Annotated in this window: 25 protein-coding genes; 3 read left to right on the top strand and 22 right to left on the bottom strand. The window is 43.1% G+C overall.

Annotation, left to right across the window (positions count from 1 at the left end):
* Positions 1-6: 6 nt before the first annotated feature.
* The 16 genes from hisB to COJ96_RS07285 form a co-directional block, all read right to left on the bottom strand.
* The gene (gene hisB / locus COJ96_RS07365; protein ID WP_098572314.1) at positions 7-594 is read right to left on the bottom strand and encodes an imidazoleglycerol-phosphate dehydratase HisB; all 588 of its coding nucleotides are present in this window, start codon (positions 592-594) and stop codon (positions 7-9) included.
* 38 nt (positions 595-632) lie between these two features.
* A complete protein-coding gene (hisD, locus tag COJ96_RS07360) occupies positions 633-1,913 on the bottom strand; it encodes a histidinol dehydrogenase (protein ID WP_098572313.1) in 1,281 nt (426 codons plus the stop codon).
* A gap of 1 nt (position 1,914) precedes the next feature.
* The gene (gene hisG / locus COJ96_RS07355) at positions 1,915-2,553 is read right to left on the bottom strand and encodes an ATP phosphoribosyltransferase (protein WP_098572312.1); all 639 of its coding nucleotides are present in this window, start codon (positions 2,551-2,553) and stop codon (positions 1,915-1,917) included.
* The gene (locus COJ96_RS07350) at positions 2,546-3,718 is read right to left on the bottom strand and encodes an ATP phosphoribosyltransferase regulatory subunit (protein WP_098572311.1); all 1,173 of its coding nucleotides are present in this window, start codon (positions 3,716-3,718) and stop codon (positions 2,546-2,548) included. The genes hisG and COJ96_RS07350 overlap by 8 nt, the downstream gene beginning before the upstream one ends.
* Positions 3,719-4,052: 334 nt before the next feature.
* On the bottom strand, positions 4,053-4,586 hold the full coding sequence (locus tag COJ96_RS07340; protein WP_098572309.1) for an acyltransferase: 534 nt from the start codon (positions 4,584-4,586) through the stop codon (positions 4,053-4,055).
* 5 nt (positions 4,587-4,591) lie between these two features.
* Positions 4,592-5,236, bottom strand: coding sequence for a pyrophosphatase PpaX (gene ppaX / locus COJ96_RS07335; RefSeq protein WP_098572308.1), 645 nt, complete (start codon positions 5,234-5,236; stop codon positions 4,592-4,594).
* A 25-nt stretch (positions 5,237-5,261) separates the two neighbouring features.
* Positions 5,262-6,080, bottom strand: coding sequence for a prolipoprotein diacylglyceryl transferase (gene lgt, locus COJ96_RS07330; protein WP_098572307.1), 819 nt, complete (start codon positions 6,078-6,080; stop codon positions 5,262-5,264).
* A gap of 20 nt (positions 6,081-6,100) precedes the next feature.
* Entirely contained in the window at positions 6,101-7,036 is a 936-nt protein-coding gene (gene hprK / locus COJ96_RS07325; RefSeq protein ID WP_098572306.1) for an HPr(Ser) kinase/phosphatase, read from the bottom strand.
* A gap of 179 nt (positions 7,037-7,215) precedes the next feature.
* On the bottom strand, positions 7,216-7,581 hold the full coding sequence (locus COJ96_RS07320; protein ID WP_098572305.1) for a phage holin family protein: 366 nt from the start codon (positions 7,579-7,581) through the stop codon (positions 7,216-7,218).
* A 20-nt stretch (positions 7,582-7,601) separates the two neighbouring features.
* Entirely contained in the window at positions 7,602-8,708 is a 1,107-nt protein-coding gene (locus COJ96_RS07315) for a DUF4097 family beta strand repeat-containing protein (RefSeq protein WP_098572304.1), read from the bottom strand.
* Between the two features lie 343 nt (positions 8,709-9,051).
* Positions 9,052-11,925, bottom strand: a complete 2,874-nt coding sequence (gene uvrA, locus COJ96_RS07310; RefSeq protein ID WP_098572303.1) for an excinuclease ABC subunit UvrA — start codon at positions 11,923-11,925, stop codon at positions 9,052-9,054.
* Between the two features lie 7 nt (positions 11,926-11,932).
* Positions 11,933-13,912: an excinuclease ABC subunit UvrB gene (gene uvrB / locus COJ96_RS07305; protein ID WP_098572302.1), complete on the bottom strand. Its 1,980-nt coding sequence runs from the start codon at positions 13,910-13,912 to the stop codon at positions 11,933-11,935.
* 205 nt (positions 13,913-14,117) lie between these two features.
* Positions 14,118-14,357 (bottom strand): DUF2198 family protein, encoded by a 240-nt coding sequence (locus tag COJ96_RS07300; RefSeq protein WP_098572301.1) that lies wholly within the window; start codon positions 14,355-14,357, stop codon positions 14,118-14,120.
* Between the two features lie 108 nt (positions 14,358-14,465).
* Positions 14,466-15,917, bottom strand: coding sequence for a sodium/pantothenate symporter (gene panF, locus COJ96_RS07295; protein WP_098572300.1), 1,452 nt, complete (start codon positions 15,915-15,917; stop codon positions 14,466-14,468).
* The gene (locus COJ96_RS07290; RefSeq protein WP_098572299.1) at positions 15,914-16,198 is read right to left on the bottom strand and encodes a YhdT family protein; all 285 of its coding nucleotides are present in this window, start codon (positions 16,196-16,198) and stop codon (positions 15,914-15,916) included. The genes panF and COJ96_RS07290 overlap by 4 nt, the downstream gene beginning before the upstream one ends.
* 156 nt (positions 16,199-16,354) lie before the next feature.
* Positions 16,355-17,293, bottom strand: coding sequence for a cation diffusion facilitator family transporter (locus tag COJ96_RS07285; protein WP_098572298.1), 939 nt, complete (start codon positions 17,291-17,293; stop codon positions 16,355-16,357).
* A gap of 385 nt (positions 17,294-17,678) precedes the next feature.
* Here COJ96_RS07285 and COJ96_RS07280 point away from each other — a divergent pair, with 385 nt between their 5' ends.
* From COJ96_RS07280 to COJ96_RS07270, 3 genes are all read left to right on the top strand, one after another.
* A complete protein-coding gene (locus COJ96_RS07280) occupies positions 17,679-18,455 on the top strand; it encodes an amino acid ABC transporter substrate-binding protein (protein ID WP_098572297.1) in 777 nt (258 codons plus the stop codon).
* A 63-nt stretch (positions 18,456-18,518) separates the two neighbouring features.
* Positions 18,519-19,178 carry an amino acid ABC transporter permease gene (locus COJ96_RS07275; RefSeq protein WP_098572296.1) on the top strand — a complete coding sequence of 220 codons (660 nt, stop codon included), beginning with the start codon at positions 18,519-18,521 and terminating at the stop codon, positions 19,176-19,178.
* A 15-nt stretch (positions 19,179-19,193) separates the two neighbouring features.
* Positions 19,194-19,940: an amino acid ABC transporter ATP-binding protein gene (locus COJ96_RS07270; RefSeq protein ID WP_098572295.1), complete on the top strand. Its 747-nt coding sequence runs from the start codon at positions 19,194-19,196 to the stop codon at positions 19,938-19,940.
* A gap of 42 nt (positions 19,941-19,982) precedes the next feature.
* Here COJ96_RS07270 and cydS read toward each other — a convergent pair whose 3' ends face one another.
* The 6 genes from cydS to COJ96_RS07250 all read right to left on the bottom strand — a co-directional run bounded on the left by cydS (position 19,983) and on the right by COJ96_RS07250 (position 24,238).
* Positions 19,983-20,084 (bottom strand): cytochrome bd oxidase small subunit CydS family protein, encoded by a 102-nt coding sequence (cydS, locus tag COJ96_RS29585; RefSeq protein WP_373561666.1) that lies wholly within the window; start codon positions 20,082-20,084, stop codon positions 19,983-19,985.
* 12 nt (positions 20,085-20,096) lie between these two features.
* A complete protein-coding gene (locus COJ96_RS07265; protein ID WP_098572294.1) occupies positions 20,097-21,125 on the bottom strand; it encodes a cytochrome d ubiquinol oxidase subunit II in 1,029 nt (342 codons plus the stop codon).
* Positions 21,125-22,468: a cytochrome ubiquinol oxidase subunit I gene (locus COJ96_RS07260; RefSeq protein ID WP_098572293.1), complete on the bottom strand. Its 1,344-nt coding sequence runs from the start codon at positions 22,466-22,468 to the stop codon at positions 21,125-21,127. Before COJ96_RS07260 ends, COJ96_RS07265 begins: the two co-directional genes overlap by 1 nt.
* Positions 22,469-22,484: 16 nt before the next feature.
* Positions 22,485-22,616 (bottom strand): hypothetical protein, encoded by a 132-nt coding sequence (locus tag COJ96_RS29180; RefSeq protein ID WP_257148460.1) that lies wholly within the window; start codon positions 22,614-22,616, stop codon positions 22,485-22,487.
* Positions 22,617-22,694: 78 nt separating this feature from the next.
* The gene (locus tag COJ96_RS07255; RefSeq protein ID WP_098572292.1) at positions 22,695-23,534 is read right to left on the bottom strand and encodes a cytochrome c oxidase assembly protein; all 840 of its coding nucleotides are present in this window, start codon (positions 23,532-23,534) and stop codon (positions 22,695-22,697) included.
* Positions 23,535-23,635: 101 nt separating this feature from the next.
* On the bottom strand, positions 23,636-24,238 hold the full coding sequence (locus COJ96_RS07250) for an undecaprenyl-diphosphatase (protein WP_257148459.1): 603 nt from the start codon (positions 24,236-24,238) through the stop codon (positions 23,636-23,638).
* Positions 24,239-24,266 lie beyond the last annotated feature (28 nt).

Here is a 24,266-nt window from a genome sequence, read left to right as displayed (position 1 = left end):
TTTTTTCTAGAGCATTCCTTTGGTCGATGGAACGCCTTTGATGCGCGGGTCGATGGTTGTTGCTTCGTCAAGGGCACGGCCGAGCGCTTTAAAGACGGCTTCGATCATATGGTGGGTATTTTTTCCGTAATGGACGATGACATGGAGATTCATCCGGGCCTCAAGTGCAAGCTTCCATAAAAATTCATGAACCAGCTCAGTGTCAAAGGTGCCCACTTTTTGTCCTGGGAACTCGGCACGCATTTCTAAATGCGGACGATTACTGAGGTCAACGACAACCTGTGCCAACGCTTCATCCATTGGTACAAAGGCATTCCCGTAACGCTTAATCCCGCGTTTGTCACCTAAGGCTTCACGTAAGGCCTGTCCAAGACAAATACCAATATCTTCTGTTGTATGGTGGTCATCAACTTCTGTATCCCCATTGGCATTCACTGTTAGGTTGAATTGTCCATGTTTTGTGAATAAATCAAGCATATGGGTCATGAACGGTACGCCCGTTTCTAAAGTAGACTGACCTTCCCCATCCACATCTAATGTTAATTGAATTTGTGTTTCATTCGTGTTTCGTTCAATACCTGCGATTCTTTCCATGAAATGGGACCCCCTATTTATTGTGCAGTACGATTATTTTATAATTTTCCGTCGTTTTTCAATCGGAATTCAACTGCCCGTGCATGGGCTTCAAGCCCTTCCTTCCGGGCAAACTCAGCAATTTTAGCCCCATTCTCAACCATCGCCTTTTGGCTGTAGATAATCACGCTTGATTTCTTCTGGAAATCATCCACATTCAACGGACTAGAAAAGCGGGCTGTTCCGTTGGTTGGAAGAACATGATTAGGACCAGCAAAGTAGTCACCAACCGGCTCTGAACTATAGCGGCCGATAAAAATGGCTCCAGCATGTCGGATCTTCCCAAGCAGTTCGATCGCATTTTCTGTGATAATTTCTAAATGTTCAGGCGCTAATTGATTGATGGTTTCGATCGCTTCTTCAATTGTATCCGTTATGTAAATAGCACCATAATCGGCAATTGAACGGGAGGCAATGTCCTTTCGTGGCAGCAGCTCGAGCTGCTTCTCCACTTCCATGCTCACTGCTTCGGCCAGAATACTCGAAGGGGTGACCAATACACTGCAGGCCCGCGGGTCATGTTCTGCCTGTGACAGAAGGTCTGCCGCTACCTCGTCTGCTCTTGCTGTTTCATCTGCCAAAATGGCAATTTCACTTGGACCTGCAATCATGTCAATATCAACATCCCCGAAAACCTCACGTTTAGCTAACGCCACGTAGATATTTCCGGGACCGGTAATTTTATCAACAGAGTTAATTGATTCGGTTCCATAGGCAAGTGCCGCAATTGCTTGGGCCCCGCCCACTTTATATATTTCCTCAACGCCCGCTTCCTTGGCTGCAACCAATACAGCTGCAGGTAATTGGCCTTGGTCGTCTGGCGGCGACACCATTACGATCCGCTTTACACCAGCGACTTTCGCTGGAAGGACGTTCATAAGGACAGAGGAAGGATACGCTGCTGTACCGCCTGGCACATATACCCCGACCGAATCGAGCGGTGTGATTTTTTGTCCTAGAACGGTTCCATTTTCCTCCGTGGTCATCCATGATGGCCGCAGCTGCTTTTCATGAAACGAACGAATATTTTCCGCCGCTTCTCGGACAATCGAGAGAAAACGCTCATCTACCTGTGTGTAGGCAGCCTCTATTTCTTTTTCGGTGACAGAAAAAGAAGATAAGCGCACACGATCGAATTTCTCAGTATATTCCCTTAATGCTTCATCGCCGCGCGTGCGAATCGCTGAAATAATTTCTTTGACTACGTTTACTTGCTCGGAGGTACCTGACTCGATTGATCGCTTTAACGAAACAAGGTCATTTACTTTTACTATTTTCATGTTAATTTTCCTCCAAAGAGACAACTTTACTAAGCCTTGTTACTAGTTCGTCAATCTTTGTATCCTTGATGCGGTAGCTGACGGGATTAACGATCAGTCGGGATGTGACTTCCACAATCCTCTCATACTCAACAAGACCATTTTCCCTCATCGTTCGGCCGGTGGAAACAATATCCACAATCCTATCTGATAAACCAATGATCGGAGCAAGTTCAATTGAACCGTTTAATTTGATGATTTCCACCTGTTCTCCCTGTTCACGGAAATAGGCTTCAGCCACATTCGGGTATTTCGTGGCTACCCTAGGCGCCACATCATTCATTTTTGTGTTTGGCAAGCCGGCAACCGCTAAATAGCAGGCACTAATCCGTAAGTCGAGGAGTTCATAAACATCACGCTCTTCCTCCAGCATGACATCCTTGCCGGCGATACCGATATCGGCGACCCCATGCTCCACATAGGTAGGAACATCGGTTGGTTTCGCCAAAATAAATCGCAGCCCCTCATTTTCAACCTCGATGATTAATTTCCGCGAATCATCAAATTCAGGTGGAAGCTGATACCCAGCTTTCCGAAGCAGTTCAACCGCTTCTTCAAAAATACGCCCTTTCGGCATTGCAATCGTTAGTATATTATTCATCGGCACGCCCTCCGAGTAAGTAGGTAGTATCCGCAAATTTCTTTGTAAAGGCATCAAGGTTTTTCACGCCATTAATATCTTGGAGCACGGTCCGTTTTCCTTCGTTATGCATCTGTTCCGCTAATTGAAAAGCTTCCTTTCGGCGCTCCTGACTGAAAAAGATGCAGGTTACTGTATTTTCGAAGTCGATATTGCCCAGGGCCTCTAGCAGTCGGTCAAGATGCACCGCGAACCCAGTGGCACTTGCATTTTTCCCAAACTTCTCGATTAAGCTGTAGCGGCCGCCATTACCGATAGGAAAGCCAACATTCCCCGCGTAAACTTCAAATAATATTCCAGAATAATAGCTCATATGGCTGACGATCGTAAAATCAAATTTCACTTGATCCTCGACACCGTAGTCGTTCAGACAATCCCATAGTTCTTTTAACTGCAGAAGTGCAAGCTTGCCTTGTTCATTTTCAATTAAATCGAAGGCCTTGCCGATCACTTCGATTCCTCCCCTTAAGTCGAGGAATTGAAGAAGTCTTTGTTTATCAATTGATGATAGGGATAACGAGTTTACATGCTCGCGGTAACCGACATAATTTTTTTCATATAAAAATCTTCGTAACGAATTAGCCCGCTCATCCGTCCCGAGGATTTGTAAAAATAATTCCTGGGCAAAACCAATATGACCAATTGATACTTGGAACTGTGATAACCCTGCTTTTTTTAATGAAGAAATAAGTAAGGCAATCACTTCGCCATCGCACGAAACGGTTTCGTCATTTAGGAATTCCACGCCGATTTGTTCAAATTCAGCGGGGCGTCCGCCTTCACGCTGCTGAGCGCGGAACACGTTCGCGGAGTAGGCTAATCGAAGCGGCATATCGTCCTGCAATAGTTTTGATGCGGCTACGCGGGCGATAGGAGCTGTCATATCAGGTCGTAAAACCAGTGTATGCCCTTGTTTGTCGAGCAATCGGAACAACTGGGCATCTTGAATGGCCGATGCCGATCCAACTGTTTCATAGTATTCCAGTGTAGGTGTTTCAATAAATTGGCAGCCCCAAAGTTTGATGGTGTCTTCCATTAAAGTTCGAACACGGTGTTTTTTTTCATACAACTCTGGCAGCGTATCTCTCATGCCCAGGGGCTTTTCAAACATAAACAAGCGACTCATCCTGCTCATCCTTTATTTTAGATTACGTTATTTTAAAATTTTCTAAATGCTTTAGTCTGCTAATGTGATAATGAATTAAAGTAGTTTTAGTTTACCCTTTGAAAAACTATTCGTCAATGAAAAAATCTGAAACTTTTGGGGAGGGATTCCGCAGAACTAGGATGGAATTCCGCCAATCTGTGGTAGGATTCCGCCGAACCTCGGCATATATCCGCCAACCAAGAAAGGAATTCCGCCAAGTTTCTGAATTTTTCCGCGAAATAACATTTTAATTGTTAGTTTACTACAAAAAAAGCCTGGTTGCGAAAACCAGACTTTAAAAAATTTCACTATATTATTTTCTCCGTCCATAAATCGAATCCTCGGCCCAGCGCTCGGCCAACTCTTCCTTTGTATAAATGACCCGCATTGGATTGCCGCCAACAAACGCCCCTGGAGGAACATCTTTATGGACAAGGGTCCCAGCTGAGACAATGGCCCCATCTCCAATCGTAATCCCTGGAAGGATCGTGGAGTTCGCACCAATCATCACTTCACTGCCAATCACCACAGGACCAAGCCGGTATTCTTTAATTAAATATTCATGAGCTAGGATGGTCGTGTTGTATCCAATCACCGTATTTCGGCCGACACTGATTTTTTCTGGAAACATTACATCAAGCATAACCATTAATGCGAAGGATGTTTGTTCGCCCACCTTAAGCCCAAGGAAGACCCGATACAGCCAATTTTTCATCCCTAAGAATGGCGTGTAGCGGGCTAATTGAATCACAATAAAATTCTTAACAACTTTCCAAAAAGGCACGGTCTTATAGACGTGCCATAAAGAGTTCGCTCCTTCAACCGGATAGCGGGTCGTATTCCTCATCTTTCTCACTCTCCGAGGATAGGTAATAGGTCAGCCATGTTCTCTAGAATATAATCGGGTTCATATTTGGCAATATACTCTCTGCCTTTAATCGACCAGGCACAGCCAGCGGTTGCGGTACCTGCATTTTTTCCTGCTAAAATATCATGGTAATTATCTCCAACCATCATTGTCTCTTCCGGGGTAGAATCCAGTTGTTCCAATGCCTTAAAAATAGGCTCAGGATCTGGTTTTGTCTTGCTGACATGATCGTAGGCAACAATCACTTCGAAATAGGATTCTAGGTTCATAAGATGAAGTCCCTTCATCGTCACATCATGGCGTTTAGTCGTGACGATCCCCAGCTTGTAGCCCTTTTCTTTTAAGGTTCGCACCGTTTCCAAGACCCCAGCAAATTCCCGCACCAAGTTATCATGGTTGCTTATGTTAAAGGCCCGATATTCTAAAATCATCTCTTCCACGCGATCTGGATCGATGGTGCCAAACGCTTCGTGCAGTGTCGGTCCCATAAACGGCAATACATCCTCACGCTTGTACTTGTTTGGATAATATTTTTCCAATGTATGCAGGTAGGATGTAATAATTAATTCATTCGTATCAATTAAAGTCCCATCTAAATCAAAAAGAACGGTCGTAATTTTATTCGTCATTGGTTGCTTCCTTTCTCTCACACGGTTAACTATTTTCTTGATCTAAATATCGCTTATCGGTCAATTGTTTCGTGCGGCGATACATAAGAATGGCCAGCGCTCCCACCACTAATGCAATCGAAATTGTTTGTGCCATCCGGAGGCTGCCAAGCATTAAGCTATCAGTTCGTAAGCCCTCGATGAAAAAACGGCCAACTGAATACCAAATCACATATGTAAGGAATAATTCTCCGCGGCGGAAGTTCACTCGGCGCAGGAATAATAATAGGAAAAAGCCAGCAAAGTCCCAGAGTGATTCATACAAGAATGTTGGGTGATAATACGTTCCATTAATATACATTTGATTAATAATAAATTCCGGTAAATGCAAGTTTTCAAGGAATGCTCTAGTTACTTCCCCGCCATGCGCCTCCTGGTTCATGAAATTTCCCCAACGGCCAATCGCTTGTCCAAGAATAATACTCGGTGCGGCAATGTCGGCAATTTTCCAAAAGGAAATCCCGCGTTTTTTGGCAAACACATATGTGGTCAGTACGGAACCAATCAAGGCACCATGGATAGCAATCCCGCCATTCCAAATTTGCGGGATATCCGCCGGATGGTTGACATAATACTTCCATTCAAAAATCACATAATAGATACGTGCAGATATGATGGCAATGGGGATAGCCCATAGCATTAAGTCAGCAAACGTGTCTTTCTCTAACCCTCTGCGATTACCCTCCCTGATGGCAAGGTACAAAGCAAGGGCCAAACCTGAGCCAATAATAATCCCATACCAATGCACTGAAATCGGTCCAAGTGAAAAGGCAATTGGATTTAGCGGTTGAATAGATTCGTTCATCTCTCTATCTCCTCTTCCCCTTAAATCTCGTCGTGATCGCCGTCTTCAATCACATCAGACAGACGCTCAGTAAATTGCTGCGCAGCATTCACACCCATTCTTTTTAGACGGAAATTCATCGCAGCCACTTCGATAATAACAGCAAGGTTTCGCCCTGGACGAACAGGGATTGTCAACTTTGGTATATCCGTGTCAATGATTCTCATTTTCTCTTCATCTAAACCAAGGCGGTCATATTGCTTTTTTGAATCCCAAATTTCTAGATTCATAACGAGGGTAATCCGTTTATTACTGCGAACGGCACCAGCTCCGAATAGAGTCATCACATTGATGATCCCTAAACCGCGGATTTCTAGTAAATGCTCGATTAAATCGGGAGAAGATCCCACTAATGTATCCTGGTCTTCCTGGCGAATTTCGACGCAATCATCCGCGACCAGCCTGTGGCCGCGCTTAACCAATTCTAAGGCCGTTTCACTTTTACCGACACCGCTTTTTCCGGTAATTAATACCCCGATTCCGTAAACATCAACCAATACGCCATGGACAGCAGTAGTTGGTGCCAGCTTACTTTCCAGGTAATTTGTCAGGCGGCTGGAAAAACGGGTGGTCTTCATGCCCACACGTAAAACTGGAACAGATTCACGTTCGGACGCTTCAATCAGCTCTTTTGGTACCTCGATATCTCGGGTGACAATAATCGCTGGAGTGATATCGGTGCATAAACGTTCCATTCTTGAAGCACGTTCAGCGTCAGACAGCATTCCAAAAAAGGAAAGCTCGGTTTTACCTAAGAGCTGAATTCGTTCAGCTGGATAAAATTCAAAATATCCGGCTATTTCAATTCCTGGACGTGAGATATCACTCATAGTGATGGGACGGTTAATTCCCTCTTCGCCGCTAACTAATTCAAGTTTAAACTTCTCGACTATATCTTTGGTACGTACTTTTGGCAACGAAACATCCTCCTCAAACGGATTAAGTTTATTCTAAAAATTCCATTTCCACTTATTTTAGCATTTTTTATTAAATTACCATACTTTCATGTCTAAAAAATTAGCATACTGCTGCTTGGGTATTTCTACCATATTAATAGGGTGCCCACTTTTTAAAGCGGGCACCCTGGAATTAACTATTAATCCTTGGATTTCCTTGCTGGCTGGAGAAGTGTTTTTTGAATGATCAAGTTTACAAGTGACATCAGGATAGCAAAGAAGAAGGCTATCCCAAAACTGGAAATCTCAAAGGCTTCGCCCATCAAATAATCTGTCAGCTCCAGCGTAATCGCATTGATCACAAATAGAAACAGCCCCAATGTTACGACTGTCACTGGCAGGGTGAGCAGAATCAGGATCGGTCGTACCAAAACATTTAAGATGGATAATAAAATGCTTGCCTGAAGTGCGGCCATAAATCCTGTTAATTGAAAGCTTTCGTGAAAATAACCTGCTAGTGCCATAAACAACACCGCATTAATCAAACACCCAATCAGCCATCTCATTTTTCGGCATCTCCTAGTAATTATTCTTGTGATTTGTGAATGGTGATGGAACCCGTTTTTGTGTCTGCATAGATTTTCATCATTTTATCAGGATGATTAATGGATTTAAAGCGAAGCGACTTTTGAATCATTTCACTCTTCTCTTCCAGTACTTGAACACCAACGAGCTCTACATTAAATCCGCCAATATTCGTCTTCAATTCCCCATTTACCGGAAGATTATCTGGGATGTAAAGGTCGATTCCACCCGTTGTCGCTTTTACTTGAATCAACTCGGTGCGGCTTCCGCTGATATTGCAGCTGATATTCCCGTGAAAGGACTGCGTTCCCACCCTTTTAAAGTCACCATCGAGTTTGATTGCCCCGTTAATGGTCTCCGCTTCGAGGTCATCGAACAAACTGCCGATAATTTTAATTTTTCCGTTTGCCGTTTCCACCTCTGCTTTATTACCATGAACTCGGCCGAGGTTTATTTTTCCATTAGCGGTTTTGACCCTTAGGTCAGCAACATTGATATCTTCTCCGTTGACTGCTCCATTAAAAATTCTGATGCGCATACGGTCATACTGAGCTTTTGGTACAAAAATGGTTGAGTCTGCCTTCATCCATTTTTGCTGGGTCATAAAACTTAATTTTTGATTTTCCACTGAAAAAATCGTGTCTCTTAAAAAGTTCTGCCTTGCTTGGTCTGAGTTTTCAACCCGAAATACCTTCGCTTGACATTCAATCCTTACATCCGGTTGGTCCCAAGCCGCTAGTTTAACGGAGCCATTCGCCACGTCAATATCGACCTCTTTCAGATCAGCATCACCGTGGTGAAAAATATGGGAGATCTCTACTGATTGACCAAAGTTTAAATCAAAATCAAAATCTTTGATTTTTTTTAAGGCAGAATCGACAAAATCAAAAATCTTTACCTTGGTCGATTGGAATTTCGCCTGAAAAGGATCTTCCTTCTTGGCTTCCTCGAAATTTACAACGGTGGAAAGCTCATTCACGATGTCCTCCTGCTTCTGCTCCATCGTTTTTTGTGCTTTTTCTAATTCATCCAGCAAGGTGACAGCTTCTTCGACGGTCAATTTTCCTTCTTCAACCATTTTTAATATCCTCACTTTTTCCTCTTTCATGATTCCCCACCTCAGCATCAAAAAATTTGTGTCACTTTATGCTTATTCAGTAATGATTATTATTATCCTTTATCAATTATTTACGAAAAGGGAAGCAGATTAGTTTCGTAATTTTTTAATTAAGAACAAGCAGGATTTTTTTGATCCAGAGTGCCGAGGGGGGGATTTCGCCGATTGGAGCTGGAATTTCGCCAACTTGAAGCGGTATTTCGCCGAACTTTCAATTTATTTCGCCGAACCCGGAACAGTTTTCGCCGATTGGCACCATAATATCGCCAATGACAAATTTACAGACTTCCTTAACCGAAAAATGACATAAAAAAAAAAGAGCCTAAGGCTCTTTTTATGCTTTTATAGCACTCTTATCTTCTATTTGCTGTTTCATCCGAAGGCGGTCCCGCTCAAGAATCGGCTTTAAGTATTTTCCCGTGTACGATTCCGGAACTTCCGCCACTTTTTCAGGTGTTCCCGTGGCGACGATTGTTCCGCCTTTATCTCCGCCTTCTGGTCCTAGATCGACAAGGTAATCGGCTGCCTTAATAACATCGAGATTATGCTCAATCACTAGGACCGTGTCGCCATTTTCAACTAAGCGCTGCAGCACAACGAGCAAACGAGAAATATCATCGACATGAAGACCCGTTGTCGGTTCATCCAGAATATAGAAGGATTTGCCTGACGACCGGCGGTGCAGTTCTGATGCTAATTTGACACGCTGGGCTTCCCCACCGGATAGAGTTGTTGCCGGCTGACCTAGTTTAACGTAGCCAAGGCCGACATCCAAGATGGTTTGCAGTTTACGGCTGATTTTCGGAATGTTCTCGAAAAATTCGACTGCCGCTTCCACGGTCATATCGAGAATGTCCGAAACATTCTTCCCTTTGTACTTTACTTCTAACGTTTCACGGTTATAACGTTTGCCATGGCAAATTTCGCAAGGTACATACACATCTGGCAAGAAGTGCATTTCAATTTTAATGATTCCATCGCCGCGGCAGGCCTCACAGCGGCCGCCCTTCACATTAAAACTGAAGCGTCCCTTTTTATAACCGCGGACCTTCGCCTCGTTTGTGTTCGCAAACACATCACGAACATCATCAAAAACACCCGTATATGTTGCTGGGTTCGAACGCGGTGTTCGGCCAATTGGCGATTGATCGATGTCAATGACTTTCTCTAAATAATCGATGCCTTTAATACTCTTATGTTCACCAGGCTTTGTTTTTGCATGATGAAGCTTTTGGGCCAATGATTTATGTAAGATCTCGTTAATAAGGGTACTCTTCCCAGAACCAGACACGCCTGTAATTGCAATAAACATCCCAAGTGGCAGCTTCACATTGACATTTTTTAAATTGTTTTCCGATGCACCCTTGATTTCAATAAATCGGCCATCCGGCTTGCGTCGTTCTAAGGGAAGCGGGATAAACTTCTTCCCGGATAAGTATTGACCTGTTAATGAATGGGGGTCTGCCATGACTTCGGCTGGTGTTCCAGCAGAAACGATTTCCCCGCCATGAACCCCGGCACCCGGACCGATATCAATCAGGTAATCGGCCGCAATCATCGTGTCCTCATCATGCTCAACCACAATCAAAGTGTTGCCGATATCGCGCATATTTTGCAGCGTTCCTATTAAGCGGTCATTATCCCGCTGATGTAATCCAATCGACGGTTCATCCAAAATATAGAGAACACCAGTTAAACGCGAACCGATTTGTGTGGCTAAGCGAATCCGCTGGGCCTCCCCGCCTGACAGCGTACCAGCTGTCCTGCTCAATGTTAAATAATCGAGACCGACATTAATTAAGAAGCCAAGCCGCTCACTGATTTCATTGAAGATCAGTTTGGCAATTTGCATTTCTTTATCGGAAAGCGTTAATTCTGCAAAAAATTGATTGGCCTCTTCAATGGAAAGGTCGGTTATTTGGGCAATATGGCGGCCATTAATAAGGACGGCCAAGGTTTCTTTTTTCAATCGATAGCCCTTACAGGTTGGACATGGTTTTTGACCCATATATTTTTCCATTTGCTCCCGGATATAATCGGAGCTAGTTTCTTTATAACGACGCTCCACATTGCGGATAACGCCCTCAAATTCAATATTCCCCTCGCGGACTTGACCAAAATCATTTTCATAGCGGAAATAGATTTTTTCACGGCCGCCTCCATAGAGAACTTTTTCCAAAAGGTGCTCCGGGATATCCTTGACAGGAATATTCATATCTACACCGAAGTGATCACATACTGCCTCAAGCAGCTGCGGGTAGTACTGTGAGCTGGTCGGTTCCCACGGCGCAATCGCATGCTCCTTCAGTGTCAAGTCGCGGTTGGGGATGACAAGTTCCACATCGACTTCGAGCTTAGAACCGAGTCCGTCACATTCAGGGCAGGCACCAAACGGACTATTGAACGAAAACATCCGCGGCTCTAGTTCTCCAATCGAAAAACCACAATGCGGACAGGCATGATTTTCACTGAACAACAGTTCTTCTTGCCCAATCACATCGACGATGACCTTTCCTTCGCCTAGTTTTAGTGCCGTTTCGAGAGAATCAGCAATCCGTGCTGAGACCCCTTCCTTGACGACAATCCGGTCAATAATAACTTCAATCGAATGCTTTTTATTTTTCTCTAACTCAATCTCATCGCCAAGGTCGAGCATTTCCCCGTCGACTCGGACGCGGACAAAGCCCTGTTTTTTAATGTCTTCGAGCACCTTCACATGCGTTCCCTTTCGGCCAGACACCACCGGGGCTAGGATTTGCATTTTGGTCCGCTCGGGGTATTCTAAAATCCGGTCAACCATCTGCTCAATCGTCTGTGAGGAGATTTCAATGCCATGGATTGGACACGTTGGATGCCCGACCCTTGCAAATAATAACCGCAAATAATCATAGATTTCTGTCACCGTACCGACCGTCGAACGGGGGTTACGGCTTGTTGTTTTTTGATCGATGGAGATTGCCGGGGAGAGACCCTCAATCGCATCCACATCCGGTTTATCCATCTGGCCCAGAAATTGCCGTGCATAGGCAGAAAGGGATTCGACGTAGCGTCTTTGCCCCTCGGCATAAATCGTATCAAAGGCGAGCGAGGACTTCCCAGACCCGGAAAGTCCTGTTAAGACAACAAGCTTATCTCTCGGAATGGTGACATCAATATTTTTCAAATTGTGGGCTCTAGCGCCTTTCACAATCAGTTTTTCCATTGCCATTTATACGTCATCCTTCCGCTTTCAATTCCAAAATTAAATCACGAAGCTCAGCCGCCCGTTCGAAATTAAGCGCTTTGGCTTCGACCTTCATTTCTTTTTCCATGGTGGCAATTAATTTTTCTCTTTCTTTCTTGTTCATCTTACTAAATGATGCCGCTGGTTTGTAATCTTCCTGCTCCTCAGCAGCATGTGTAGCACGGATGACGTCACGGATATCTTTTTGAATCGTCATTGGGACAATTCCATGCTTTTGGTTGTACTCTTCTTGGATGGCACGGCGGCGCCTTGTTTCTGTGATCGCTAATTCCATGGAATTCGTGATCTTATCAGCGTACATGATGACATGTCCCTGGGCATTCCGAGCGGCACGGCCAATCGTTTGGATTAACGAACGTTCCGAACGAAGGAAGCCTTCTTTGTCGGCATCAAGGATGGCTATCAGTGATACCTCTGGGATGTCCAACCCTTCCCTCAGTAAGTTTATCCCGATGAGAACATCGTATTTTCCAAGACGCAGCTCCCGAATAATTTCAATCCGCTCGAGCGTCTTTACCTCCGAATGCAGATATTGTACTTTAATTCCGATTTCCTTCAAGTAATCTGTTAGATCTTCGGACATTTTTTTCGTCAAGGTGGTCACAAGGACACGTTCATTTCTCCGTATCCGTTCGTGAATTTCGCCAATCAAGTCATCAATTTGCCCTTCAATTGGACGAACCTCAATCGTAGGGTCTAATAGTCCTGTCGGGCGGATAATTTGTGAAACCATTTCCGGTGTATGTTCCAACTCGTACGGCCCAGGTGTCGCCGAAACATAGATGATATTGTGAATATGCTTTTCAAACTCATCAAACATTAACGGCCGGTTATCAAGGGCCGATGGCAGACGAAAGCCGTGATCCACAAGGACCTGTTTCCGCGCTTTATCTCCATTAAACATACCTCTCACTTGCGGCAAAGTAACATGCGACTCGTCAATCACCATCAAAAAGTCCTTTGGAAAATAGTCAAGCAAGGTATATGGAGTGGATCCTGCTTCTCTTAACGTTAAATGGCGTGAATAATTCTCAATCCCTGAGCAAAAGCCCATTTCCCGCATCATTTCCAGGTCATAGCGTGTCCTTTGTTCAAGACGCTGGGCTTCGAGCAATTTATTGTCCTCGCGCAGTTCTTCGAGACGTACTTCTAGTTCTTTTTCAATATTTTCAATCGCAATTCTCAGCTTTTCTTCCCTTGTAACGAAGTGGGAGGCAGGGAAAATCGCGACATGTTCCCGTTCACCCATAATCTCGCCTGTGAGCGCATCGACTTCTCGAATTCGATCGATTTCATCACCAAAAAACTCGACACGAAGGCAATGCTCGTCACGAGAAGCAGGGAAAATCTCGACCACATCGCCACGGACACGGAAGGTTCCCCGCTTGAAGTCAATATCATTTCGGTCATATTGGATATCGACTAAACGACGTAACAGCTGATTGCGCTCTATTTCCATTCCTGTTCGAAGCGATAGCACCATTTCTCGATATTCTTCCGGAGAACCCAAACCATAAATACAAGAAACCGAGGCAATTACGATCACATCTTTCCGTTCGAAGAGGGAAGATGTCGCTGAGTGGCGCAATTTATCAATTTCATCATTGATACTGGCATCTTTTTCAATGAATGTATCCGTCTGTGGAACGTAAGCTTCTGGCTGAAAGTAGTCATAGTAACTGACAAAATATTCAACCGCATTGTTTGGAAAAAATTCTTTGAACTCACTGTAGAGCTGTCCAGCGAGGGTCTTGTTATGAGCGATAATAAGCGTTGGTTTATTTACCTCTTTAATCACATTTGAAATTGTAAATGTTTTTCCCGTACCTGTCGCACCAAGCAATGTCTGTTCTTTTTTATTATTCTTGAGCCCGTCAACTAATTGTCTGATCGCCTCCGGCTGATCCCCTTGCGGCGAGTATTTTGATACTAATTCAAATTGATCTTTCACAAATCTTCCCTCCCGTAAAATCAATCACTTTTCAGCATATGTACCTTGTTATGGACCGGGATGGATGCTTTCAAGTGTATCCTCTCAAATTCATATCTACATTTTACCACATTCCCCTAAAAACAAACCAATAATATGCGAACGAATATTCGATTTCATTAAAAAAGCCTGTCATTTTACTGACAGACTTGGTTTGTTTCAATGCTTATGTCTTCTTCAATGCCCTTTGCCTCATTTTATCAGCCAGCCAAAAACCGGCAGTTAACGAAAAAGCATCCACCACGATAATCATAAACGTGTTGGTATAACCTTTATATACTGAAGTGGCAATGAGAGCCACAGTCAAGATGAGCCCAATCACTCGATTGTAAGTGACACGTGTAAAAAGCAAGACGAGCAGCCCTGGAAGAATAAGCGCTGAGAAAATTCGAATAACGGTTTCCAATGAGTACACCTCATTCAATTCATACTATTCATTTATTCTAAAAATTAATTTACAAAATTGCAACATATAAGATAGTTAGTTGGAACGGCCATACCAAAGATCCTTTGCTTATTTTTCCATACTCACATGCATTTCCCCTTCTTTGGGCTGAGTAAACAGGCTAGTGACTACAAAGCCAAATAGTGAAAGGAGAATCGGGAAGACCACTGTGTGAAACCCGAATGGATTCGGATAAAATTGATCTAATAAAATATAGGACCCCATCCCTAAAATCATTGAAGTGATAGCCCCATGTTTATTGCCCTTACTCCAATATAGTCCTAAAACCACTGGCCAAATAAAGACCGACTCAAGCCCTCCAAAAGAAAATAGATTCAGCCAAACAATCAAATCTGGCGGACTTAAGGAGAACAATATGACAATAATTCCAATAATCGCAGTTACGCTAAAACTAACCTTTTTCACAAGATCATTCCCTGCGTCCGGCTTGATGTAATTTAAATAGACATCTTTCACTAAAGCAGAGCTAACCAAAATCAATAAGGCGTCCACAGTCGACATAATCGCAGCCATTGGCGCAGCAAGAACAATGCCTGCCGCATATGGCGGCAGTACTTTCATCGATAACATGGGCATAACCGTATCCCCAATTTTCACACCTGGGAGAACGGGTCTGGCGAACACGCCAATGAGATGCATACCAAGCATGATAAACCCGACCACAATGGTTCCAATAATAATCGCACTGTGCATCGCCTTTGAATTTTTATAGGACATCGCTCGGACGGCAATTTGCGGCAAGCCGACGACACCAATCCCTACTAAAATCCAAAAGGAAGAAACGAAGGTTGGTGTCAAACTCCGCTCAGCCCCAAAGGGACTGATTAAATTAGGATTTTCTGCTGCTAAGTCTGAGATAATCTTTGGGATTCCTCCACCAGCCTTAATCGTTGCGATTAAAAGGATTAATGTTCCTCCAAACATAACCACGCCTTGGATGGTATCTGTAATGGCAACCGCTCGAAAGCCGCCGACAATCACAAAGACGAGAACCGAAAAGGCAAAGATTAATAGAGCGGTCGTGTAGGGTAATCCTGTTAAACTTTCTACCAAACGTGCTCCGCCAATCCATTGCGCGGTCATCGATGAAAATAGAAAAATAATGATACTCGCTGCTGACATTAATACCACTGCTTTACTTTTGTACCTCTCTTTTAAAAAGTCAATCAGGGTGATGGCTTTGTATTGACGAGAAATAATGGCAAACTTCTTACCTAGGACCATTAATGTAAAATATCCAGTGGCTAATTGGGCCATGGCTAGGAGAACCCAGCCTAATCCTTGCGTATAAGCTACACCTGGACCACCGATGAAACTGCTGGCACTGCCATATGTCGCCACCATCGTCATTGCCAATATGAAACCGCCCATTTGACGTTCCCCTAGAAAGTATTCCTCTAAGAATGAATGAGATTTAATGACAAATTTATTTGACCACATGCCAACAGCAAAGATAATGAATAAGAAAATTAAAAGCGGCGTAATGACGGCCCAATTCATTTGATTTCCCCCTCTTCCTCGTCAAAGGGAACATCCTTGAATAATACCTTTACCGTAAAAATAACGAGAATAACCATCAAAACAAAACCTTCGATACAACTATAAAAAAACCAAGCCGGCAACCCCCATATGTATGTGTAATTTTCTACTTTGGTTGAACCGAGGCCATAGGCAAAGCCGTACCACCAAAGAAAATTAATTAAAACAAGGATTATTCCAATCACAGCTTCCCTGTGAGCAATTTTGAAACGCTTGTCTTGTGGATAACCACTTTTCTCCATTGTCTTCCTCCTAGCTGAAAACTCATCTGTCATATTCATGTTATTTTTAACTAATAAAGAAAAAATAACCAATCTAATCCTAAATGAAAATGAACAAACACGCAAAGAAAAAAACCTATCTGGTTTGCGGATAGGTTTTTGGGAAGGATGTATTATTTAATTACATGTCCCATGCGGGCTAGGGCAGCCGTTTGCTTCTTTTTCTACTTGGATGGTGCTGTGTTCGATGTGAAATTGATCGTGAAGAATCTTTTGGGATTGGGAGAGGATGTCATCATGAACACCGTTATCTAGTATGGAAATATGGCAGCTCAAGACGGGATACCCAGAGGTAATTGTCCAAATGTGCAAATCATGGACTTCCTTTACGAATGGGATCTTTTTAAGTTCCTCTTTCACATGACTAATATCAATCTGTGATGGCGCCCCCTCCATTAAGATATGAAACGAGTCCTTCATCACCCTGTACCCACTGAGGAGAATCAAGACAGCAACAATGACACTCGCGATTGGGTCGGCAATCCCCCAGCCGAAAAACATAATCAATAATGCAGCAACAATGGCGCCCACCGATCCCAGCATATCTCCTAGGACATGCAAGAAAGCACTTCTGACATTCAGGTTTTCGTCCTTGTCACCCTTCATTAATATCCAAGCAGCGATAATATTTACAATCAGCCCCGTCACAGATATCATCAGCATTCCAGTACTTTGCACCTGTGGAGGATCGAAGAAGCGTTGGAACGCCTCAAAAAAGATATAGATGGAAATAACCATAAGTGTTAAGCCGTTCAGGGCTGCAGCAATAATTTCAAAGCGTTTATAGCCATACGTCTTTTCCTGCGATACCTGTTTCTCACCGAGCTTAATGGCAAAAAAGCTTAACCCCAGTGCGGCCGCGTCACTCAGCATATGCCCTGCATCTGACAAGAGCGCCAAACTGTTTGTTAACAGTCCTCCAATTACTTCCACGATCATAAAGGCTGCAATTAATAGGAAGGAACTCAACAATGCATGTTTATTACTCGTATGTGAATGACCATGTGAATGTCCGTGCGAATGGCCATGTGAATGACCATGATGATGATGACCCATGTTAATCCCCCCCGAGCTCTCTGATTAGAGTGGCTCATTTATTTATCTTTTTCTAAATCGAAAATATTACGATTAACGCTAGTGTTTTCTATTCTTAATATTTTGATGTATGCCTCTAAAACGGCCGGTATAACCGCCCGAAGAGACCGTCATCATTCAAACCACCATTTGATTATATGATATTCAAATGGTGGTTTGATTGTCAATCATTTTCCACATTATTCATTTAAAAAGAAAGCGTTCGTTTCCTTGATTAAAATTTTTAATTTTCCCACTATTAACAGAGCTATTGTATTCAATAATGTTATAGCGTTATAATATGTTAGTGTAATAATACGGTAACGTGCTAAAGTAAATTATTAATAGATAAGGTGGTAGTATGAATATGAAACGTATATCAACGATTGTTTTAGTCATAGCAGCATTATTCTCCATCCTTACGGGTTGTTCCTCGAAAACGACTGAAGTAAAGGACAACACGTTGGTCATTGGGATCGATGATAAATTTGCTCCAATGGGGTTCCGGGATAAAGATAACAAGATTGTTGGTTTTGACATTGATTATGCCAGTGCAGCAGCCAAAAAAATGGGGAAAAAGGTAAAGTTCCAACCGATTGATTGGAGTACAAAAGAAGCTGAACTTAGCAGTGGAAGAATTGACCTCATTTGGAACGGATACACTATTACAGATGAACGTAAAAAGAAAGTTCTTTTCACAAAGCCATACTTAAAAAATGCCCAAGTGGTTGTGACCATGGCTGATTCAAAGCTAACTAAATTAAACGATTTAGCAGGTAAAGTAGTCGGCCTGCAAACACTATCTTCCGCATCGGATGCTTTAGATGCTTCACCAATCAAAGCAAAGATAAAGACTGTAACCGAGTTTTCAGATAATGTCCAAGCTTTAACTGATTTAAAGAGCGGCCGGTTGGATGCAGTCGTAATTGATGAAGTTGTCATTGATTATTATATGTCAAAAGAAAACGAAGCCTTCAAGATTCTTAATGAATCATTAGCTCCTGAAGAATACGGAATTGGCGTTAAAAAAGGGAATGAAGACTTACTGAAAGACCTGCAAAAAGCACTCGACGAGATGAATGAGGATGGCACAGCTGCCCAAATTTCGGAAAAGTGGTTTGGCGAAAATAAAGTATTAAACTAATAACGAATATAGAGCGAACAGGATTTCCATAGGGAACCCTGTTTTGCTTTTGGAGGAAATCAAATGTCTATTGATTATCTAATTTCCATACTAAAACCGATGCTCGAAGGGGCACAGATGACCATCCTCTTGTTTTTGATTGCCATTGTCGTGTCCATTCCGCTCGGGTTTGTTTTAACGCTAGCTGTCGGCAGCCGTTTTAAACCACTCTCCTTGCTTGCAGAAGGCTATATTTATGTGATGCGTGGAACACCGCTGCTACTTCAATTGTTATTTATCTGTTTTGGGCTGCCGATGATTCCAGTGGTTGGTGAATATTTAGTATTGGATCGCTTTGTTGCTGCCTGTATCGGTTTCATCTTGAACTATGCCGCTTATTTTGCTGAAATCTTCCGCGGTGGGCTGCTTGCGATTGATAAAGGCCAATATGAGGCATCACAAGTCCTTGGCTTAAATAAATGGCAGACCTTAACGAGGGTCATCCTGCCGCAAATGTTCCGGATTGCCCTTCCATCCGTTGCGAACGAATCGGTGACGTTAGTGAAAGATACCGCCCTCCTCTATGCGGTTGCCGTTCCTGAATTGCTGCATTTTGCGCAAACAGCAGTCAATCGTGACTTTACCATTGTTCCATTCTTCGTCGCTGGAATTATTTATTTGATCATGACGCTTCTGTTAACCATGGTCTTTAAAGGGCTCGAAAAACGGTTCAAATTTGAATAAGAAGGAGCGGTGAAGATGCCTGTTATTGAAATATCTAACCTAAAAAAATCATATGGAAACCTAGATGTTTTAAAAAATATTACATTTGATGTTCATAAAAATGATGTTGTTGCGGTAATCGGTCCATCTGGTTCAGGAAAAAGTACGATGCTCCGCAGTTTGGCCCATCTGGAAAAAATAGATGCTGGAAGCATTGTTGTTTCTGGAAAGCATTTAGTGAAAGATGGCATTTACGCAAATCCGCAAGAATTAAAAGAAATTAATGCAAGAATGGGGATGGTTTTTCAGCATTTCAACCTCTTTCCACACCTTACCGTGAAAGAGAATTTGGAACTTGCCCCTAAAATGCTGAAGAAAGAATCGGCTGCTGCTATTCAAAAAAGAAGCAGTGAACTCCTTGATAAAATTGGTCTTGCTGACCGGGCCAATGCCTATCCGGCAAAACTATCAGGCGGACAGAAACAACGTGTAGCCATCGCCCGGGCACTCATGTTAAATCCAGAAATTCTGCTCTTCGATGAGCCGACTTCTGCCTTAGACCCTGAATTGACGGGTGAGGTGTTGAAAGTCATGAAGGATTTGGCGGAAGAACACATGACGATGATTGTCGTCACTCACGAGATGGGCTTTGCCCAGGAAGTTGCAAATAGAGTTATCTTTATGGATAACGGGGAGATTGTTGAATCAGGTTCGCCTGCAGAGCTGTTTACGAACCCGAAGAATGAACGGACAAAGGCCTTTTTACAACGTAGTCTGAAATAATCCTTTACTTACCAAAAAACGGCTGATCGCTCAGCCGTTTTTTTATTTTTCTACCAAACCATCCTTTAGTGCCACCCAAAACGCCACGCCAATCGATGCAAACATGACCAGAAACGGGGCATAAAATATCAAAAAATCATCCATCACATTCCCCCCTTACGCATGTTCATCATTCCGATTTCCTTGGACATATTCTTTGTTAAACAAAAACAATTTTAACAACAGGTACAAAGACGGGAGGAGTAATCCCAGCCCTGCAATAAAGGCCACAATCAAGGCAATTGCCATTGATTGATTGGTAAAGCTGTCGTACAGGGTGATATACGGATATAGTAAATATGGGTAATGGGATGCACCGTAGGCAAGGAAGGCAAGGGCAAATTGCCCCACCAATAGCCAGAATGCCAGCCCATAGGATCGCCGCTTCCAAATTAAATAAACCGTTCCCGCAAAGAAAACAACCGACAACCCGAACAGCCACCAGAGGTCAAGTAAACGCTGATAATGTTCAGGATTATGGGTCTTCATTTCAAAAATAATCCCGGCAGCCGTAATAATAGCTGGTCCGGCCCAGCTAAGTGCATATTTCCGCAACAGATTCGTTGCTGCCTCGTCCTTTGCATGATGGGCATACCAAGTCAAAAATACAGCGGATATATATAACACTGCCGTTAGACTTAGTACGACAATACTCCATGATAATGGGCTCGTAAACAATGCCCAATTATCGAGGACCGGTGCCGAATTTTCAATTTTCACAAAGCCGCCTTCCGAAATGGACAAGACACTCGACAACGACGCAGGAATGAATAATCCCGTTAGCCCATATAAAATAGTGTACCGCTTATGTCTGAGCCCTCCGTAGGTCGTAAACGCATAATACGCCCCTCGAATCGCCAGTAGAATAATTGCGATACTTGCCGGTACGAGCAGGGTGGTCCCAAAGTAATAGGCTGTTTTTGGAAAAAAACCAACCATCCCGACGAAGAAAAACACTAAAAACACATTCGTGACTTCCCAGACAGGCGATAAATAGCGTTGAATGATCTTCGTTAAAATATGTTGTTTTCTAGTTAATGTACTGAATGCGTTAAAAAATCCTGCCCCAAAGTCAATCGATGCAATGATAATATATCCGAACAAAAACAGACCCAGTGCGGAAATACCGATGATTTCGAGTGTCATTACACATCACCTGCTTTCTCGGCGGCTCTGTCGGCCAATTCCTGTTCCACTGTATTCTTCCGGAACATCCGCCACAGGACAACTACACTGCCCACACCAAGGACAAGATAAAGGCCAGCAAATAACACCAGCATAAGATCGACTTGATTACTTGTTGTTGCGGCATGTTCTGTCCGTAATATTCCCCGTAAAATCCATGGCTGGCGGCCGACCTCATCGAGCCACCATCCAGCTTCAATTGCTAGAATAGAAAGAGGACCACCAAGCACAATCAGCCAGCGAAACCACCGGGATAAAACAAATCGCCATTGACGCCATCTACCTATGACATACAAGAATGAGAGCAGGGTCATCCACATACCGATGGTTACCATTGTATCAAATAAATAATGAATATAGAGCGGCGGCACTTCATCCTTCGGAAAATGATCAAGCCCGACTACTTCTGCATTTGGGACTTCATGGGCCAAGATGCTGAGTGCAAAAGGAATTTTCAGTGCATATTTCACTTCCCCATCATCAAGCACACCATAAAGAACGAGCGGCACACCTTTTCCCGTTTCAAAATGCCACTCAGCCGCAGCTAGTTTTTCCGGCTGGTATTCAGCTAAATACTTCCCGGAGAAATCTCCTAAAAGAGCGGTGGCTACTGAAAAGACGAATCCAAGTTTCATGGTTAGAAACAAGGCTTTTTTATGGTACGTAGAATTGGAACCTCTCAGTAACCGGAAGGCACCAATCGCAGCGAGGACAAAGGCGGCAGTCATATACGCGGTGACAACAACATGGGCAACTTTTGTTGGCATGGCCGGGTTAAACATTGCCAAAATGGGACTCACATCCACGAGCTGACCATTCACTACATCGAAGCCCCGCGGCGCATTCATGAATGCATTCACAATCGTAATAAAGACAGCTGAAAATGAGGCCCCTAATGCCACGGGAATGAGCAGGAGCAAATGTTTTTTCTGGTTTTCGAAACGATCCCATGTGTATATGTATATACCTAAAAAAATGGCTTCAAAAAAGAAAGCAAAGGTCTCCAAAAATAACGGCAACGCGATGACATTTCCAGCTAACTGCATAAAGTTGGGCCATAGGAGTGAAAGCTGCAACCCGATTGCAGTCCCGGTTACAACACCAACAGCTACGGTAATCACATATCCCCTTGTCCATCTTCGTGCTAATAAAATATAGTGTTCGTCCTGTTTCTTGATCCCAACCCATTGAGCAATCATAATCATCATCGGAATGCCGACGCCGATGGTTGCGTAGATAATGTGAAAGGACAAGGTTAACTCTGTCAGTACACGGCTAAAAAATACGGCCTCTTCATTTCCCATTCACTTACCACCTCTCTTATCCTGAAAACAGCCGTCCAATAATCGATAGTCCCATAATAGAGGCCACAATAAAGGCCAGCCAAATGAGATTCCGTTCATGTTTTTTATAAATAACAATCCCCCCTGCCGTCCTGTAAATTCTCCCCATACATACCATTCCCAAAATTATCGCAGAATATATTGAACAACTTTGGAAAGTATCCTCAATAAATAGAGGCTATGGAGTTCAGTCCACAACCCCCGCTACAGCCCCGCTTTTCGTTTTTCTGCCAAGACGAACGGTCAGGACTACTCCAAATTTATGCATTCCTAACATCAGGATTCCCGCAAACATTTGATCAAGTCTTGTGTTAAATGTTGATGGTAGAATATCAAGGGAGCTTAATTGGCTTAGTTGGGAAGGTGAGATACAGAGATTTGCGGTGAGTTCAGATAGAAGAGGATTATTCATTCCACCTATGAAAGCAGTGATAATAAATAGCAAACAGGCAGGCATAATGACTAGACCGCTAAGAAAAAGATAACGTTTATTCTGTTCATGTGAATGCTCCTTCTTCGGGTCAGGGACGGTGATTGGCTGCCACATCCGAAAAGATAGGAGCAGCAGTACAAATAAATATCCATTATGAACAATGGAGGTTTGGGCTAGAGATGTTAATACGATTGGGAAATGGTACATTAGGAACATCGCCCCAAACGCATACAAGGCGGCTTTTGAAGGCAATACGTACTTGCTGACTCGTTTTGTTAGGGAATGTTCTCGAAGGGACTGGATTAAAGCATCCGGGATCCCTAATACAAATAAAGGGGAGATAATAAAATATAAAATACTCATTTGAAGCATATGCAAGCTAAACGACAGATGACTAATTGTTTCAAATGGACTGCCAAAGGTTAAGTACATGATGCCTAAACTGAGGAAATATAGCAGGGGCTGCTTTTGATAAAATTTGATATTTGTATAAGATGCTGTTACATATACATAAATGGCGGCTAGGCAAATGAGGCAGGCTAATAATGGCATATTCCACAACAATTGACCTTCCAGCCACATCGCATAGAACATGAAATCCCCTCCCTACACTATTTAAAGCGAACAGATAACTTTAGATTTTATGATTTTTTTACTGTTATATGACAAAAAGAAGAACCATGTGGCTCTTCCTTCTAACGTTTTCTTGCAAGGGGTGTCTTTTTAAAAAAATTACTTTCCATTTTCTCATAGAACTCAATTAACCAAAGGATAACCTTGTTTAATTCCTTGAATCGAATTAGTAAGAAATGGACGGCAAATGCCACTCCTGCCCCGATCAACATTCCTGCTGCCACATCTAGTGGATAATGTACTCCTGTCCAAACACGGGACAAAGCAATTCCTGCAGCTAAAACTAACCACATCCAGCCGTCCCGTTTTTTCCAAATCCAAATGGCTGTTGCAATTACGAATGCTGCTGTCGCGTGGTCACTTGGAAACGAGGCGTTTTTCGCATGAGGAATCAGCCAGTTTACATGATGGGCGACAAAAGGACGACTCCGGTAAAAGAAGTGGCCGATTTCTCCATTTATACTTAATGCAACACAAGCAGCCAAAATGGCTTCAACGACCATTTTCCGATTATGTGATTTACGATAAAACCAATAAAAAATAATTCCTGCGAAAAATAAATACTCTGCTTTTTCTGCTAAAAAAATCATCAATGGATTTAAAAATCGCTCACTGATGGCTAGGTGATTGATGATTTGAAAAATACTATAGTCTAAATTAGACAACTTAACTTAACCTCCTCATTCATGTTTT

Source organism: Bacillus sp. AFS073361 (genome assembly GCF_002567005.1).
Lineage (GTDB): Bacteria > Bacillota > Bacilli > Bacillales > Cytobacillaceae > Neobacillus.
Note: the sequence above shows the minus strand (reverse complement) of the source record. Positions and strands in the feature narration are given on the sequence as shown.